The organism is Vibrio ulleungensis, from assembly GCF_016900875.1.
In the GTDB taxonomy this organism is placed as follows: Bacteria; Pseudomonadota; Gammaproteobacteria; order Enterobacterales; family Vibrionaceae; genus Vibrio; species Vibrio ulleungensis.
This window is the reverse complement of the sequence record NZ_JAFEUM010000003.1, coordinates 239,704-256,826: the sequence shown is the minus strand read 5'-3', so window position 1 is coordinate 256,826 and position 17,123 is coordinate 239,704. Positions and strand designations below refer to the sequence as shown.

General features: G+C 46.3%; 13 protein-coding genes. 4 read left to right on the top strand and 9 right to left on the bottom strand.

Features of this window, described 5'->3' with window-relative positions; genetic code table 11:
• Positions 1 to 26 precede the first annotated feature (26 nt).
• The 4 genes from betA to JQC93_RS09720 all read right to left on the bottom strand — a co-directional run bounded on the left by betA (position 27) and on the right by JQC93_RS09720 (position 4,225).
• Entirely contained in the window at positions 27 to 1,640 is a 1,614-nt protein-coding gene (gene betA, locus JQC93_RS09735) for a choline dehydrogenase (protein ID WP_205158251.1), read from the bottom strand.
• Positions 1,640 to 3,100, bottom strand: coding sequence for a betaine-aldehyde dehydrogenase (gene betB, locus JQC93_RS09730; RefSeq protein ID WP_205158250.1), 1,461 nt, complete (start codon positions 3,098 to 3,100; stop codon positions 1,640 to 1,642). Before betB ends, betA begins: the two co-directional genes overlap by 1 nt.
• The gene (gene betI, locus JQC93_RS09725; protein WP_205158249.1) at positions 3,084 to 3,695 is read right to left on the bottom strand and encodes a transcriptional regulator BetI; all 612 of its coding nucleotides are present in this window, start codon (positions 3,693 to 3,695) and stop codon (positions 3,084 to 3,086) included. The genes betB and betI overlap by 17 nt, the downstream gene beginning before the upstream one ends.
• 92 nt (positions 3,696 to 3,787) lie before the next feature.
• A complete protein-coding gene (locus JQC93_RS09720; protein WP_205158248.1) occupies positions 3,788 to 4,225 on the bottom strand; it encodes a DUF3859 domain-containing protein in 438 nt (145 codons plus the stop codon).
• A 250-nt stretch (positions 4,226 to 4,475) separates the two neighbouring features.
• Here JQC93_RS09720 and JQC93_RS09715 point away from each other — a divergent pair, with 250 nt between their 5' ends.
• On the top strand, positions 4,476 to 6,065 hold the full coding sequence (locus JQC93_RS09715) for a tetratricopeptide repeat protein (RefSeq protein ID WP_205158247.1): 1,590 nt from the start codon (positions 4,476 to 4,478) through the stop codon (positions 6,063 to 6,065).
• Between the two features lie 86 nt (positions 6,066 to 6,151).
• On the opposite strand, the gene JQC93_RS09710 is transcribed toward JQC93_RS09715, so the two are convergent.
• The 4 genes from JQC93_RS09710 to JQC93_RS09695 form a co-directional block, all read right to left on the bottom strand.
• Positions 6,152 to 7,165 carry a LacI family DNA-binding transcriptional regulator gene (locus JQC93_RS09710; RefSeq protein ID WP_205158246.1) on the bottom strand — a complete coding sequence of 338 codons (1,014 nt, stop codon included), beginning with the start codon at positions 7,163 to 7,165 and terminating at the stop codon, positions 6,152 to 6,154.
• A 168-nt stretch (positions 7,166 to 7,333) separates the two neighbouring features.
• The gene (locus JQC93_RS09705) at positions 7,334 to 8,455 is read right to left on the bottom strand and encodes a porin (RefSeq protein WP_205158245.1); all 1,122 of its coding nucleotides are present in this window, start codon (positions 8,453 to 8,455) and stop codon (positions 7,334 to 7,336) included.
• 151 nt (positions 8,456 to 8,606) lie between these two features.
• Positions 8,607 to 9,623, bottom strand: coding sequence for an ester cyclase (locus tag JQC93_RS09700; protein WP_205158244.1), 1,017 nt, complete (start codon positions 9,621 to 9,623; stop codon positions 8,607 to 8,609).
• Between the two features lie 89 nt (positions 9,624 to 9,712).
• Positions 9,713 to 11,008, bottom strand: a complete 1,296-nt coding sequence (locus JQC93_RS09695) for an MFS transporter (protein ID WP_205158243.1) — start codon at positions 11,006 to 11,008, stop codon at positions 9,713 to 9,715.
• Positions 11,009 to 11,342: 334 nt separating this feature from the next.
• On the opposite strand from JQC93_RS09695, the gene JQC93_RS09690 reads away from it, so the two are divergent.
• From JQC93_RS09690 to JQC93_RS09680, 3 genes are all read left to right on the top strand, one after another.
• On the top strand, positions 11,343 to 12,884 hold the full coding sequence (locus JQC93_RS09690; RefSeq protein ID WP_205158242.1) for a sodium:solute symporter family transporter: 1,542 nt from the start codon (positions 11,343 to 11,345) through the stop codon (positions 12,882 to 12,884).
• A gap of 11 nt (positions 12,885 to 12,895) precedes the next feature.
• Entirely contained in the window at positions 12,896 to 14,266 is a 1,371-nt protein-coding gene (locus JQC93_RS09685) for an L-serine ammonia-lyase (RefSeq protein WP_205158241.1), read from the top strand.
• A 111-nt stretch (positions 14,267 to 14,377) separates the two neighbouring features.
• Positions 14,378 to 15,040 carry a DUF3047 domain-containing protein gene (locus tag JQC93_RS09680; protein ID WP_205158240.1) on the top strand — a complete coding sequence of 221 codons (663 nt, stop codon included), beginning with the start codon at positions 14,378 to 14,380 and terminating at the stop codon, positions 15,038 to 15,040.
• A 62-nt stretch (positions 15,041 to 15,102) separates the two neighbouring features.
• On the opposite strand, the gene JQC93_RS09675 is transcribed toward JQC93_RS09680, so the two are convergent.
• Positions 15,103 to 16,839 (bottom strand): methyl-accepting chemotaxis protein, encoded by a 1,737-nt coding sequence (locus JQC93_RS09675; RefSeq protein ID WP_205158239.1) that lies wholly within the window; start codon positions 16,837 to 16,839, stop codon positions 15,103 to 15,105.
• Positions 16,840 to 17,123: the final 284 nt, after the last annotated feature.

Below are 17,123 nucleotides of genomic sequence, written 5' to 3'. Positions count from 1 at the left end.
CGCGCCAAAAACCAATGACTTGTGCATCAAATGTTGGGCAAATATCTCGATAAAATCGCGTCAGCGGCCTTCTCCGCCACCATAATCGTTGGCGCATTTAAATTACCATTGGGAATGCTGGGAAAAATGGACGAATCCACCACACGTAAGCCGCTCACACCATGAACCTTTGTATTAGAGTCAACCACTGCTAACTCATCCTCCCCCATTCGACAGGAACAGCTTGGATGATAGGCACTTTCGACATGTTGCCGTACAAATTTATCGATCTGCTCATCGGTATTGACCGACTCACCAGGTTGAATCTCTCCATCACGGAACTCGTCGAAAGCTGGCTGCTCTATGATTTGACGCGTCAGTCTCACACAGGCTCTAAAGCCGGCAATATCATCAGGATGTTGCAAGTAGTTAAACTGGATATTGGGTGGATCGGCTGGGTTATTTGACACTAGCGTCACAGCGCCTCGACTCTTTGGTTTGTTATGACCAACATGCACTTGAAACCCGTGTCCATCAAACGCTAGCTTTCCGTCATAGCGAATAGCTGCAGGAAGAAAGTGATACTGTATATCGGGCCACTCTACTTGCTCGTTGGAGCGAATAAACGCGCACGATTCAAAATGATTGGTCGCACCTAGCCCACTACGATTAACCAGCCAACGTGCGCCAATTAGCGCCTTGGATACTAGGCCCAGCTTGCCGTTGAGAGTTATTCGCTTCTTACATTTATATTGGAAATAAAACTCTAGATGATCCTGTAGGTTTTGCCCAACCCCAGGTAAATGATGCACTGTTTCCACCCCTGCATTGCTGAGCACTTCGCTATTGCCAATACCAGAGAGTTGCAGCAAGTGCGGCGAGCCAATTGCACCTGCACTCAATATCACCTCTTTGTTTGAGTAGGCCTCATAGGATCGACCTTTGAGCTGATAACGCACTCCTTTGGCGCGTTTATTGTCGAATAACACTTTCTCTGCCAAAGCGCCGGTTTGAATGGTTAGGTTTGGCCGTGACTTTATCGGGTCGAGATATTCGCGAGCGGTTGAGCTACGTACGCCTTGCTTGACGCTCATTTGCATGGGAGAAAAGCCTTCTTGCTGCTCCCCGTTATAGTCTGCAATAGTAGGATACCCAGCTTGCACACCCGCATGTATAAATGCCTTGTACAATGGATTGGCCATTTGATTGCCATTATTCACACCTATAGGGCCAGCCGCGCCGCGATGGGTGCTGTTTGGTTGGAAATAACTCTCGGCTTGCACAAAATAGGGCAAGCAATCTTGATAGCCCCAACCTTTAGCGCCAAGCGATTCCCACTCATCGAAGTCTTTGGCATGCCCTCTCACCCAAACCATTCCATTGATCGAAGAGCTGCCACCAAGGACTTTTCCTCTAGGGCAATGCATCACTCTATTATCGAGAAAAAGCTCTTCTTGAGTATGAAATTGCCATGCGTATTTACTGCTGTTCATTGGAATAGACAGCGCGGTTGGCATCTTGATAAACAGGCTTTTATCACTGCCCCCCGTTTCAAGCAGTAATACTTTATTTGCAGGATCAGCAGACAGTCGGTTGGCAAGCACGCAGCCAGCAGACCCAGCGCCTACGATTATGTAATCAAATTCCGTTGTCTTACTCATTAGAATGGGCTCTCTAGTTTGCCCATGCCAACATAAATTGACTTGGTTTGGGTGTAACTGGCCAGCGTCTCAATCCCATTCTCACGCCCAATCCCCGACAATTTATAGCCCCCAACTGGCATCTCAGCCGGTGAGGCGCCATAGCTGTTGATCCAGCAAATTCCCGCTTGGATTTGGTGGATCACTCGATGCGCTCGTTGAATATCGGTGGTGAACACGCCAGCCCCCAACCCTAAAAGAGTATCATTGGCGCGCGCAATCACCTCATTTTCATCATCAAAGGTCAGAACGCACATTACTGGGCCAAAAATTTCTTCTTTTACAATTTGCATGTCGTCAGTGCAATCAACAAACACCGTGGGCTGCACGAAATTCCCATTGGGTGCTCCACTCGGTTGCCATGCTGCGCCGCCAGTGAGGATATTGGCGCCTTCCGCCTTACCCACCGCAATATAATCGAGAACTTTCTGTTGATGCTGCTTCGATATCAATGCGCCAAAATTCACCTCAAGATCCAGAGGGTCGCCCGCCACAATATTGTTTTCTATGCGCGTTTGAAGCTGTTTCAGAAAAGCACTTTTAATAGAGCTATGCACAAAGACACGAGTGCAGTTAGTGCATACTTCGCCTTGGGTGTAAAAGTTGCCCAACATCGCAGCACTTACGGCCTGCTCAATGTCGGCGTCTTCAAACACCAACAATGGCGATTTACCACCAAGTTCCATTGTGACCGATTTCAGACTCTGGCTGGCGTCTTTTGCGACTGCCTGTCCTGTGCTCACCTCTCCGGTAAAGGAGACTTTAGCGATGTCATTACTTGAGGTGAGAAATTGCCCTACCTTAGCCCCGCCCTGAATAACATTAAACACCCCTGCTGGCATACCTGCTTCTATGAAGATTTCGGCCAACTTAATTGCGCCAAGCGGTGTCTCTTCTGAAGGCTTAAATATCATGGTATTGCCCGCGGCAAGTGCAGGACCAGATTTCCAACACGCAATTTGCAGTGGGTAGTTCCACGCGCCAATTCCTGCTACCACGCCTAGCGGCTCTTTTCGGGTGTAGTAAAAATCCTCGCCAACAGCTTGCTGCTGACCGACTTGAGCCGGAGCAAGCCCTGCAAAATATTCGATAACATCCGCGCCGGTTTGCACATCAACGCAGTTGGCCTCTTGCAGTGGTTTTCCGGTGTCGTTTACTTCAATTACGGCCAATTCATCATTGCGCTCTCGCAACAGATCCGCGGCTTTGCGTAATATTCGGGCGCGTTCGATAGCGCTCATCATCGACCAGATCGCAAACGCGCGCTTTGAGCTTGAGACGGCGTGTTGCAGTACATCGTCATCGGCCTCTTCTACGCGATAGATCACTTGATTGGTAGCTGGGTTAATAACATCAAAGCACTCTCCACTTTGGTTAGAAACGAACTGACCATCAATAAAGCTTTTATAAACCGGGGACATTATGACACTCTCCATAGCGTGTAATGAGGGAAGAAATATACTGTTTTGCGAATGTTTCGCTCTGTTCGATCTGAGCATCGGTATAGCCGCCCAACACGGCGCGTAGCCACAAGCCATCTATCATGGCAGCCGCCATGTGAGCAGACTGCTCCGCATCGGACCGTGGCATGATTTGTTGAAAGGAATAACTAAGATTACTAACCAATCGCCGACTGCTCACCTGTTGTAAGCGACGTAACGATGAATTGTGCAACGATTGCGCCCAAAAGCTTAACCACGTCTTTGACGTGTCTCCACGTAGGTGCCACCTTGAAAAGTTAGCCTCCACAATAACATCGAGTCGCTGCTGGGCGCTCATGTCACTGCGCGTGTGCTCAACAAGGTAGTGATGCAATTGGGTAAGAAGATAGCGTAGGCTCGCCTCGATCAGTCCCTGCTTATTGCCAAAGTAGTGACTAATCAGACCTGTCGACAAGCCTGCTTCGTGACAGATTGTGGTAATAGTACTAGCTTGCATTCCATGCTTGGATACTGACGCAAATGTGGCGTCGATCAATTGCTGACGACGCGCAGCTTCCATTCCGACTTTAGGCATATTTTTATTAATTGAACGTTCAATAAAAATAAACTAACGGAAATTAGCCATTCCCACAAGAATAAATTAACAAATCGTTAACCAAAACGAAGTTAGTATCCCCGAGCCTTCCAAAACTGGGCCTGGTCGCGTGCGACCACCTTAAAGGTTTTTTCTGCAATAACACGACCTTTAAGCTCGATCACCATTCGCCAAGGCCCTAAGTTACTTTCGTAACCCTCTTCTGGGTGAAGCAGTTGGATCGTATCCCCAAGATAGAAATCCCAATCGTTATTTCGAATGTAAATCTCACCATCAAAGGGGTCTAAACGTTGTCCCTTTTTGTTGATCACACCAGGGTGGTAAACACAAAACGACAATAGCTCCCCTTTAGCGCGTTTAATATTGACCGTAAAGCCAAATTCAACGCCTTCATCGGCTTGAACTTCGGTGGTAAATTCTTGGATTTTGGGGAGATCTTTGGAGTGGGCATCCCAGTGCTTATAAATGCCATAACTGGTAATTTCGACGATTGGAGTGCGCTTTGCCAACGGGAATACTCAACTGGATATTTAATGCGTTGATTGTACCAAGATACTCTGTCTAATGCCCGTTGCGTTAATCAAGAACCGCGTTAACAGTAAATCACGCAAATATTCATTTACCGCACATTGAGGTAAAAACAACGACAAAACCTGTGATTGGCCTCTCTTAGTCCGCAATTTCACCTGTGACAATTGAATGAACCTTTCTATGATGCGAAAAGGATGCAGATACACAATGAAAGTCAAAGGAATGAACATGAATACACGCAGTTGGATTTTAAGTGCGGTCATCACATATGCACTGGCGGGCTGCGCCGCAACTTATGAGTCAGCAGAAGAGTCTTTTCAAAAAGGCGATATAGAGGCGGCTCGCGCTGCATGGACTGAGCTCGCAAACGACGGTGACGTCCCGTCAATGTACCGTCTATACACTTCAGCCAATCGCCCTACACTCGACGATGTGCAATGGCTAGCCATCGCGGCAGACTCAGGTAATGCCGACGCGCAATACGATTACAGTATGTTTCTTTTAGACAGAGAAAGGTACACCGATGCCTACGATTATGTTCGTGATGCAGAGGCCAATGGTTCACTGCCAGCCAAAGAGTTTTTGGCCGAAAACGACGCTATTTTTCAACTTTGGATGAAGGCCGAAGACGGTAACGTGTTCGATGTCACCAACCTAGGCGAGCACTACTGGGGTCAAAAGGATTACGTCAATGCCATTAAGTGGTTTGAGCGCTGCATCGACGAAAACTCTTACTGTTCATTCTATTTAGGTCTGGCTTACGCTGGCGGCTATGGTGTGGAGGTCGACTACGACACCTCAATCGACTGGTACACGCAGTCTGCACTTAAAGGCAATAAGGACTCGGCGCGCAACTTAGCTTGGATCTATGAGAACGGCAACAGCGGTACTGTAGATACGCAGCAAGCTTTTCGCTGGATGACACAAGCCGCGCAAGACCAATGGCCTGTGCCTACGGCAGAATTGGGACGCTACTACCTGTACGGTGTGGGCACTCCCAAAAACAATCAAAAAGCCTTTGAGCTGCTCACAATCGCGGCACCAAAAAACAAGTTCGCTGCCTATAACTTAGCGCGCATGTATTACTTTGGGGAAGGCATCGAGAAAGACTTTAAACAGTCTTTTCGTTGGTTTGAACAAGCTGGCAAACAGAATCATCGCGCGTCTAAATATTACGTCGCCCAACATTACTATAAGGCGCTGGGACGAGATAAGAACTTAAGCGAAGCCAGAAAATGGTTTAAACAAGCAGCCGATCTTGGTGACAGTGACGCGCAGTTCCGTTTGGGTTGGATGTACAGCAACGCCGAAGGCGTTGAAAAAAGCTATCGAACCGCCTTTAACTGGTACAACAAAGCGGCCGAACAAGGCCACTCTGCAGCACAAAACAATCTTGGGGTGATGTTTGCTGAAGGGCAAGGTACCGAAAAGGACGACTATCAAGCCTTTAAATGGTACGAGCGCGCTGCCAAGCAAGGGGACGAAGTCGCACAAAACAACTTAGGGGTTCGCTACGAAAATGGCACCGGAGTGCGAAAAAGCAACGAATTAGCGGCCTACTGGTATGCGACGTCTGCGCAAAACAACTATAAAAATGCCCAGTCCAACCTTGACGCAATGTTGCACAAACTTAGGGTAAAACTTGTCAATGTTAAGCTCACTGAGGTCTATAAACAGAACAACTTTGACAGCACGACGTTGCTAAGCATACCTCAGGGTGAAAAGGCGTATGTATTATCGGAAGGCAGTCAATGGACTGAAGTTTATTACCCAAAAAACAATACGATTGGCTATATTAACAACACCCACCTTAACTAACACAATAGACTACCTTAACTCGCGACACCTGCATTGCGCGAGTTAAGGTGAGTTTACACAAAGCAAGCCCGTGCAGCTTAAACCCACTAAGGCGAAGGTTTGGTCGACTTTCTCTCAATAAACTGTACAGGCACCATCAACTTGGTGGTGTTTCCTGCGCCAGATTGAATCTGTTCGGTAATGATTTTTACGCTTTCTCGGGCCAATCGTTTAAAGTTTTGACGAAATGTCGTCAATTGATAACTCACCCAATTGGCTTGAGGAATATCGTCAAAACCCACAATTTGTAACTGCTCAGGAATCGACATATGGTATTCGAAACGTGCAATATCCATCACCGCCAGCGCCAAGTTGTCGGTGGCGCAAAATATCGCGTCGGGCACATCCCCTTGTTCAAATAGGGCTCTTATTGCATCAAGCGAATCGTCATAATCGTAACTGGCTTCAATAACAGTGGGTTTGTTCGACGTAAGATCAGCAAATTCCTCAATGAAGCCAAGTTGTCGCTCACCATTGGTAAACGTGGGGACCTCACCAGTAAGATAGATCGCACTTTTGGCACCGCGAGAATAGAAAAACTGCGCCGCTTGCTGACCAGCCGCGTAATTATCACTGATCGCATAGCTGCTTTTAGTCCCCTCCACCACGCGTGCAAATTGCACGATAGGAATATTAAACTTTTCGCACTCTTCATAGAGCGATTTATTGAACGTTGCCGACGCGGCGATTACGCCATCGACGCGATACTGGAAAATATTGGGAATCGTATAATTGTCTTGGTTATCCACCGACCAAGGGATTAACACTGCGGCGTACCCAAGGTGTTGAAGCTCACTAGAGATCAGTTGCAACGTTTTCATATGAATTGGGTAGTCGGCGTCGGGAAACACCAAACCGATCATTTTAGACTCGTTAGTGGTCAAGCTGCGCGCAAAAGCATTTGGTCTATAATTCAGTGCATTAGCAGCATCAAAGACCTTCTTCTTAGTCTTTTCAGAGACAGAACTACCGGGAACAAATACGCGAGAAACGGTGGATTGAGACACCCCAGCAAGTTGTGCCACATCTCGTGATGTTACGGTGGGTTTGGGTTGATTCATAGAGGTCTAAATTACAATTATCAGTGCATTGATAGTAGCACATTTAGGTACGTATTCATGATGATTTGGACTTAAAACACTTTAAAGTTAGTGAGTTAACAAATAGATGACCACAACCCAAAAAGCACTCTGGATAAGAGTGCTTTATTTATTAGGGTTCGGTATTACTTAGAAGTAGTAACGAACGCCTGCGGCAAATTGATCGTCTCTGTTATCAAATTTACTTTCTGCAGTGTTGAGAGAGTCATTACCTAGATCAAATTGATATTCTGTCCATACCAAAAACTTGTTCTTTTGGAAGTGATACTCCATACCAGGGATGAGCAGGTTACGCTGATAGCCTTCGGTTAGGTTGCCACGCTCTTCTAAATAGTTGTAGTTCAACGTTGGGCGAAGTCCATTAGCGAAGTGATAATAAGTATAGATTTCACCACCTAGGGTATCAATCAGAGCATTGCCTGTAATTGAGGTCTCAACGGACTCCCAGTTCTCTCCAACATGCGCCGTTGCACCAACGTATAAACCACCGTTGGTGTAGTTAGCGCCCACTAACATGATGCGCATCATGTCGCCATCTTTTGCGCCCGCAACGTTTGAGCTTACGTTGTCTAACTCATTTTGATGGTAAGACACACCTAGTGTGATGCCTTCAATGCCACGATATTGCATCGATGCACCCAAGCCATTTTTAAGGGTTGCGGTAGCTGTGTTGTTAGTACCACCAGTGCGATCACTGCCCGACAGTTTCACGTTCTCGCGAGTCGTTTGGTATGTGAAGCCGTAGCTCAAATCACTGTTGATTTTGTTGCGGTAGGTGATGGAGTTTTCAGCGCGACCAGTACCTGATGCGATACCCCAGTCAGACAGGTTGTATACACCTGAACCACGAGTACCAAATACTCGACCCAAATCGGTAAACCACGCCACATCATAAAACGTTGACCACTGCTTGGTTCCTGCCGCAATTTTACCGTAAACATCGTGAGACACGCCTGCATACAAAAGACGGTCATAAATGTTATTACCGTTAGCGCCAGAGTTGTAACCCCATTCTGCATGACCAAAACCGGTCCAACCGTTGTCCAGACCCATTTCGCCTTTAAGGCCGAAACGTGAACTACCGCTATTCCATACGCCAGTGCTATCGCCACCACTGTCTTGATAGCGAACGTCAAAACGGCCATCAAGCGTTAGGCTATCGCCTGCGTCGTTGGTAAAAGTATGGGCTGAATATGCTGAAGTAGATACCACTGCTGCGGCAACTAAGATTGCCAAAGAAGAATTTTTCATTCTATTTCTCGTTATATTAGGGCGCAAAGCGGCCGTGCTTTGTTACCTAGAAATCAAACAAGGGAGGAGCGTGCCCTATCCATAGGGCACTAAATTGGGAGCATTAGCCTAAGATGACTAGTCTTAAGCTAATTTTTTACGGCGTTGGAGCTTAGTAAGACGGGTTCATGATGGTTTGAGTACGCTCAAACACATCAAGGCCTTGCTGTTTTAGCCAGTATGGTAGATCGATAAGTACCCAGTTTTCAGACAGCTTGTCACCGTCACGGTAGTACACGTCTACAACTTGCATGTTGGCACGCACTTGCCCGCCAGTCATGCCTAGGAAACCACCTAGCGCAGTGTTAGACAGGTTTGGCCATCCGAAGAAGCAAGAGAAGTTACCTTCTGCAAAGCGACACACGTGACCGTTGAACTTCTTGTCCGTTAGGTTGTTACGGAACGGCAATTGGTGCTGTTGTTGGTAGCGAGGGATGGTGTATGACGCACCGATACCACATGGACCGTACCAAACCATGTCTTTTGACCAGCTCTTTTCTAGAACTTCTGGCGGGCAACCCATTGCACCGCTGTCGTTTAGTGCAGACAAGTCATCAACCATCTTGTTAACTAGAGCCAGAGTAGCCACGCCTTCTTCTGGCGCTGCATCTTCAAACAACAGACCATCGTGGTTACGAGGACCTGGGTAGACAAAGTGCTTACCAGTTGACTGTGGAAGCGGGTAGCAACCTGCTTGATCCATCATACCAAGTAGGTCGACAAATAGACCTGTCTTAGTGATTTTACCGTTTTCTACGCAGCTAAACTCTGCGTAGCGTAGGTTCATGATTTTGCCTGTAGAGCGCATGCCTAGGAATTCACCGTCGTAAAGACCCATGAAGTGGCCCATGCTCATGACCCAAATTTCATCTGCGTTGACTTCGTTGTTACCACCGATGAATACATCTTGACGACGCTGCATGCGAGTCATCGATTTCATCAATGGTGCCCAAAATACCTCAGCTGCGGCTTCTGCGCCTTGCTGCTCACGGAAAGGGTACACACCACGCCATAAGTAATCATCTGACGTATGGGCTTTTAGTACTTCTGCCACGTTTTCGTGGGTTGCATTTTCCATTGCATCAAAGTATTCGCGTACTACGCGTTTAGCTTCTTGATATTTCGACATTATTTTCTCTCTTACTGTAAATGAGTTTACGCTTGAAACTCAGAAAAAGGGGGTTGACTCCGACGCCTATTGAGCCGGAGTCGGTCTTGTTAGGCGGCAGCTTGTTGCTGATCTTTTTTCTTGTAGAAAATGCCTGTTTTAAGTGTTTCTGGTAGTGATAGCCAAAGTAGGCCAGCCACGATCCATACGATTGGTGAGCCCCACATCGCTGTTTCTAGATCCGAACGCTCTTGAATGAAGACCAATACCATTGGTGCCCACATGCCGATGATACGACCACCGTGGAACAGAGCAGCACCGTAGTTACGCAAGTGTGCTGGGAACAGCTCCGAGAAGTAGCCGCCCCATACCGCTGACGCTGACAAACCAAAGTTGTATACCAAGCCAAGAATAGCCAGAGCATTTAAGCTACCAATCATTAGGTCGCTCGGTGCCACAAAGAATACAGATGCCATCACACCCGCAAGGATGAAACCAAAAGCATTCACTTTACGGCCGTATTTGTCCGCAACCGCACCCCAAACCCATGCACCAAACAGTGAGCCAAATGCTGAGATAGAGAAGATAATACCGATCGTTGCACCGTCAAATTGACGAACATCTTTTAGGTAAGTGGTTACAAAGCCAGAGAAGAACTGATATCCATAGAAGTTAAGGCCAGCAAGCAACAAACAGCTAATGGTGATCACGCGGTATGGCTTACTCAGCATTTCACCCCAGGTACCCTTTTTAACTTCTTCGCCCGATTCTGCTTGCTTCGCTTGCTCTTCTTCACCATAGGCGATCACTTTCTTATCGCTAGGCAAGATAAATAGCATCACCGCTGCAGCAACCAGAGGTGGAAGTCCACCAACCCACATTAGGCTCTGCCAAGGTGCGTCAATTGATGAGATAAATGCTGCGTAAGCGCCCATCGCCATCAGTGCAACCGAAAACATAGAAGAGGCAAACGCAGTGAGCTTACCGCGCACGTTAGATGGGAAAAGACCAATCATCATGCTCACGGCAACGGTAAAGTAACCACCCAGCGAAATACCAATGATGAAACGCATCGCGGCCCACATTGCGTAGTCGGTAAACATCATGTTGACGATGGTCGCGCCGCCGTTAAGAGCAGTGATGGCAATCAATGTAGACTTTTTACCAAAGCGAGTCGCAAACCAAGCACAGCTCAATGCACCAATAAGGGCACCGATAGACTGCCAAGTGTAAAACTGAGCCGTATCTGCCAGGTTGATGCCATCGTATGCATCAACAATGTAAGGGCGTACGTAGTCAATTATTACAAAGTTATAACAATAGAAAAAGTAGCCAACCAATATTGCTAAGTAAGCGGCTACCCTTTGAATCATAGGAACTTCGCTCATGTGTTTTCTTGTCATCACGACCAATAGACCTCTATATCTAATATTTAATAGGTTATTCGCTGGCTGAAAATGTGTATCGCTGATTCGGCCGGCTCATTATTTCGGGGTGAATCATAAGAGTTTTGTATGAGATCGTTCTGTGATCAAAGTCAATTTAAAATGAATACGCACCCAAAACCAACGAATTAGTGACAATCCTCACACTTTGACCCATAATGAACGAAATCGGGGCTAATGCATCAGCTAAAGTGACACAAATCACAGTTATCGCGCATTTATCCACCAGCTAGTGCCACATTTAGGTAGTATAGCGCGGTCAAAAGTTAGAAGATTCAAGCAGGCACACCTTCAAATGGTTACGTATTCAAGCTTTGCTGTTATAGGGATTTATATAGCAACCACATTATTTATCAGTTACTTAGTCAATAGACGTCTCAATACTGGAGGAGACTTTTCGACAGGTGGCAAGCAATTTGGCTGGTTTACAGCTGGCGTATCGATCCTAGCCACCTATGTCAGCGCGATGACCTTTGTAGGAATGCCAGGATGGGTGTATAGCTCTGGAATGAGCGCAATGAGTGTGCATCTCAATTATCCAATTGTGATTTTTTTGTCGGTGATCTTTTTTGTTCCCCTATTCTACAAACTTAAATGCACCTCTATATACGAGTATCTAGAAATGCGTTTTGGGGTGACCGCGCGAACCATAAATTCGATAGTTTTTATGTTGGTACAGTGCATCACGGCAGGCGTGATCTTGTATGCCGTGGCTCTTATACTGGTGCATGTATTACCTATTACAATTTACCAAGCCATTATATTTATTAGCCTTTTTACCGCTTTATACACTTACGCTGGTGGCATCTCGACGGTCATTTGGACTGATATGCTGCAGTCTGCTGTGCTGATGATTGGTAGCGCTTCTATTTTTATCATATTGCTACTTAACGTAGAAAGCGGTGCTTCGGTTTCTAGGGAGCACTTGCAAGTGATAGACCTCAGCCTCGATCTTGGCGTGGATACCACGTTATTTGCGGGCGTGTTTGCAGTAAGCTTTCTCCATCTTAGTGTTTATGGGACTAATCAATTGATCATACAACGCACCCTAGCCACCAAGTCGGTAGAAACCGCTCAAAAATCGATGTTGCTGTGTGGCTATGGCGCGTTCTTTATCTATCTATTCTTTGCGTTAATTGGTGTGTTGCTGTCGCTGTTTTATCTGGATATTCCTTTTGAGAACAGCAATGAGGTCATTCTCGATTTTGTCTTTAATCACACCAACCCTATAGTGATTGGACTGGTAATCTCTGGATTAGCCGCTGCAGCTATGTCCACACTCGACTCTACTTATAACTCAATGGCTACGGTCGCAACGTTCGATCTTTATAAACGATTTGTTCGACAGAATGAAAATGCGGATCACTATGAAAAAGTGTCCCGTAAAATGTCTTTGCTTGCTGCAACCTCTGTGATCCTTCCTGCGCTACTCGCGGTCAGCAATGAGTCGGTTTTAAAAACCATTGCCAGTCTCACGTCTGTGTTTGTAGGCATTCGACTCGGCTCGTTTTTGCTAGGTCTCTTTTTTAGACACGCAAACGAAAAAGGAGTGATTGTTGGCAGCATTGTCAGTATCCTAGCCGTGCTTGTAACACGTCAATATGACATAGCGTGGCCTTGGTTTGCACCAATCGGAACCTTTGTATTTTTGCTGTTTGGTGTGATTACCAGTGCCTTTTGGGGGGAGGTTTCAGCCAAGCAACAACAGTTTTATCAACAACAAAAAACGCTATTTGAAAAGCCTACGGCCGCCCATTACGGGCTTTTACTGTTCGCAGCACTGTCGATTTTGGCGTGCGCGATTTTGCCTGACTGGCTACACAATGCATTATCCTAATAGGTAAAGTTATGCTATCTATCTTTGATATCTACAAAATCGGTGTTGGACCTTCAAGTTCACACACCAATGGACCAATGATTGCAGGTCACCATTTTACGGACCTGATTCAATCTAGCATGGACGACGTCGCTCGAATTCAAGTGGACCTTTATGGGTCACTCTCACTAACGGGTATTGGACACCATACCGATCGAGCCACACTATTGGGATTATTGGGCAATAAGCCAAACACCATCAAGATCACCAGTGCCAATGTAAACATGCGCGAGGCGATTGATAACGGCAAGCTGAATATTGCTGGTCAAAAAGAAATCGCGTTTGACTATAAAAATGACATGCTTTTTCATCAAGACAACTTGCCGCTTCACGAAAATGGCATGATGATCACCGCCTTCGATAAAGACGGTAAATCCCTTGCGTGTGAAACTTACTATTCAATTGGTGGCGGGTTTGTAAAAACCGCCGCTGAGCTAGAATCGGGTGAGCAACAGGTTGACGTTAAGGTAGACTACCCGTTTACGTCTGCGGACCAAATGCTGCAACAAGCAGAAAAAAGCGGCATGAGCCTTGGCGGCATGATTCTGCAAAATGAATTATCTTTTCAAGTGAGCGAAAGCATTGACCAAACCGCCGACCAAATCTGGCGTGTCATGCGCCGCTGTATGGAGCGCGGTTTTGAAACTGAAGGCAAATTAGAAGGTGGCCTAAACGTGACTCGTCGCGCCCCTAACTTGCTCAAAAAACTTGAGGCAAATGCCGCTGTCGAAAACGATCCAATGGAAATTATGGATTGGATCAACTTGTTTGCCTTTGCCGTGAGCGAAGAAAACGCAGCCGGTGGCCAAGTGGTAACCTCACCAACTAACGGTGCAGCTGGCGTTATTCCGGCGGTATTAATGTACTACCACAGGTTCATTCGCGAACTCGACACCAAACAACTTAAAGACTTCCTAGCCGTATCTGGTGCGATTGGGATTTTATACAAAACTAACGCGTCAATTTCTGGTGCAGAAGTGGGTTGTCAGGGTGAAGTGGGCGTCTCATCTTCAATGGCAGCAGCCGGATTAACTGCGCTTCGTGGTGGCAGCAATGAGCAAATCTGCATCGCAGCAGAAATCGCCATGGAGCATTCCTTGGGAATGACCTGTGACCCAATCGGCGGCCTAGTACAAGTTCCATGTATTGAGCGCAACGCAATGGGTGCAATGAAAGCCATTAACGCATCACGTATGGCTCTAAAACGTAACAGTAAGTGCTTAATCTCACTTGATAAAGTCATTGAGACCATGTACCAAACGGGTAAAGATATGAACAAGAAATATCGAGAAACCTCGTTAGGCGGCTTAGCCACGATCTATATGGGCCCACCTTGTGAGTAAGCCTTACAACCGCTAGACTGACTCTATGACTTCTAAGCAATTGGAAGTCATTTTTTTATCTACAGGGTTTCAGTTGCCTTCCACCGATTCTTCGCCATTACAAGGATGTCTATGCGCGCACTCTGTTTTATTCTGCTGCTTTTTTCCTGCTCGGCACATAGCGAAACGCTTTCTATCTCCCAGTTTGCACAAGACAGCATAGAGGGCTGGTCTGTAAAAAGCTTTACCGATGAAACTAATTACACCATTGTCGACTCTTCTCAAGGTAAAGTATTGCAAGCTCGTGCCAACGCGTCTTCTTCAGGGCTGGTAATTAGCAAACGCATTGACCTTTTTGAAACCCCTTATCTTAACTGGTCCTGGAAAGCACAATCTTCACTTACGGGATTGGATGAGCAAAGCAAGCAAGGCGATGATTATGTCGCACGTGTCTATATTGTTATGGATGGTGGCTGGCAGTTTTGGAACACTCGAGCATTAAATTATGTGTGGTCGAGCAATCAGCAAAAGTTTAGCCATTGGGACAACGCCTACGCGGGTGAAGCGGCGAAAATGCTGGCGATTCGAGGTGTAGAAAGCCCCGTAAATCGATGGCACTTTGAAAAACGCCAGGTTTACCAAGATCTTATTGAATACTTTGGTGACATGGGATCGGATAAAAAAAATCAACAGGCTTATCGCTATATCGACGCGGTAGCACTGATGACCGACAGTGACGACTCTAAACGGCAAGCTCAAGCCTTATATGGCGATATTTGGTTTTCTAAAGATTAGTGACAACAAAAACGCCCCGCATTGAGAGTGTCAAAGCGAGGCGCTACATTGCCGAGTTATGCTTATTGGACTTTAAACTTGCCCATAAGGTCGGTTAACTCTGTTGACGTCCCATTGAGCTGCGCTTCAATTTGACTTGCTTGTTCAGAGTTGCTGTTAAGCTGCACAATTAACTGCTGAATTTGATGCATGTTGCGGCTGACTTCATCCGAAACATGTCTCTGCTCTTGGGCAGATGTTGCAATGATTGAGTTCAATTGATTGATCTCATCCACCGACTCAGTGACCACATTCAACGAGTCCATCACTTCATGCGTACGCTCAGCGGTATGCTCACAACTTGTTCGTGTGGTTTCCATTTCCGCAACCACGGTTTCGGCATTTTGCTTAAGCTTGGCCAACATGTCGTTGATTTGTGAGGTGCTATCTTGAGTTCGCGCAGCCAATGCTCGAACTTCGTCAGCCACAACGGCAAACCCTCGCCCTTGCTCACCAGCTCGAGCCGCTTCAATGGCAGCATTCAGCGCCAGTAAGTTAGTTTGCTCGGCTATCTCACCAATCACCTGCAATACCGCACTGATTTGTTGAGTGTCGGAGTTCATGGTACTGATGGAGGTTGACATAGACGACACTTGTTCAACCAAATCCTTCACGCTGTCAACGGCCAACGTCACTGTCTGTTTTGACTCTTCAGCAAATTGACTAGTGCGTTCAGTGATTTTAGCGGCGTCTTCAGCGCTGCTTGCCACAGAGCCGGCAGATGCACTCAACTCTTCAATGGCTGTAACCGCTTGTTCAGATTCTTGGGTATGCTGATCCAGTGTATCGACGTTAGAACGTGACTGAGCCGCTAAATTATCTGCAGAGCCTCCTACCGAGTTCGATAGAACCGATACTTCTTTAAACATATTTTGCAACTGCTCGATAAAGCGGTTGATCGATTGCGAAATTTGACCGATTTCATCGTTGGCGCGAACCGCTAAACGCTGGGTAAGATCACCATTACCTTGTGACAAGTCGGCGGTGAGGGCATTCAATTGTTTTAGTGGTCTAAACGCCACATTGAGGAATAAAGCACTAACAAAAATCATCACGATCCCTGCTGCCACTAATGCGATAGTGATCTTCTGGTTCACTTCATTCACATTGGCTTCTATGGCGGCATTGTCTATGTAGCTGATCAGGTTCCACTGCTGGTCGCCAACCTGCACAGGGATAGAAATCGTCGAAAAATCCCCCATAGGCTTGTTGCTATAAATCGCTGTTGTTCCTGCACTCAACTCAACATAGCTGCCCGATAACATGTGGGAGTCGATCATGGTGCCGTATTTACTTAGGTCAACCACAAAAAAGTCCACAGAGTCGTCTTCACGCTTTGCAGACAGCAGCAAGGTTGGGTTGCCATTTTGAACACTGACTGGGTTGATGAGCAGTCCTGCGGGGTGAGCCTCTGCAAGCGCAATGTACGCTTCTTGCTCTTCAACACCGATATCTCCGGTATCATCCATAACGTAAGAGCCCATGACCTTAATAACGCGATCAAAGCCGGTATTATCTTTTACTTCTGTAACGGCCAAAATACTAAAGTCGAGCTCAGAAGCTAAGGCGATTTTATCAGTAAGCTCTCGCTCAATATTGGCTTGGATAAGTCCCGTATTGTGAGAAATGCTGTCGGTGTCTTTTTGATAGATGGTGTCTTTGATAAAAAAATTGGCGCTAGTGTAAGCAATAGCGACCGTCACAGTAATGATTAGCGAAATCATGACCAAGACTTTATTTTGGAACGATAAATTCTTCATAAGTTCTTCAATCCGTTGAAAAAATGCAAATGCACAAATGTAGCTCTTATAACGACAACTGTATTTGAAAATGACCTAAATACAGGTTAACTACTATAGCGGCAAATAGTCTTAATACTTTAGCTTTATTTTTATAATTAACTTCAATTTAATCAATGCCTTATGATTCGCACCATATCAGTGCGAATGTCGCCTGTTAGCCGCACTTAGATAGTGCGGTTGTACTGAATTAAGCCGAATGACATGGAATGCTTGTAAGATGCGTGAATATCAATTCGTCATCC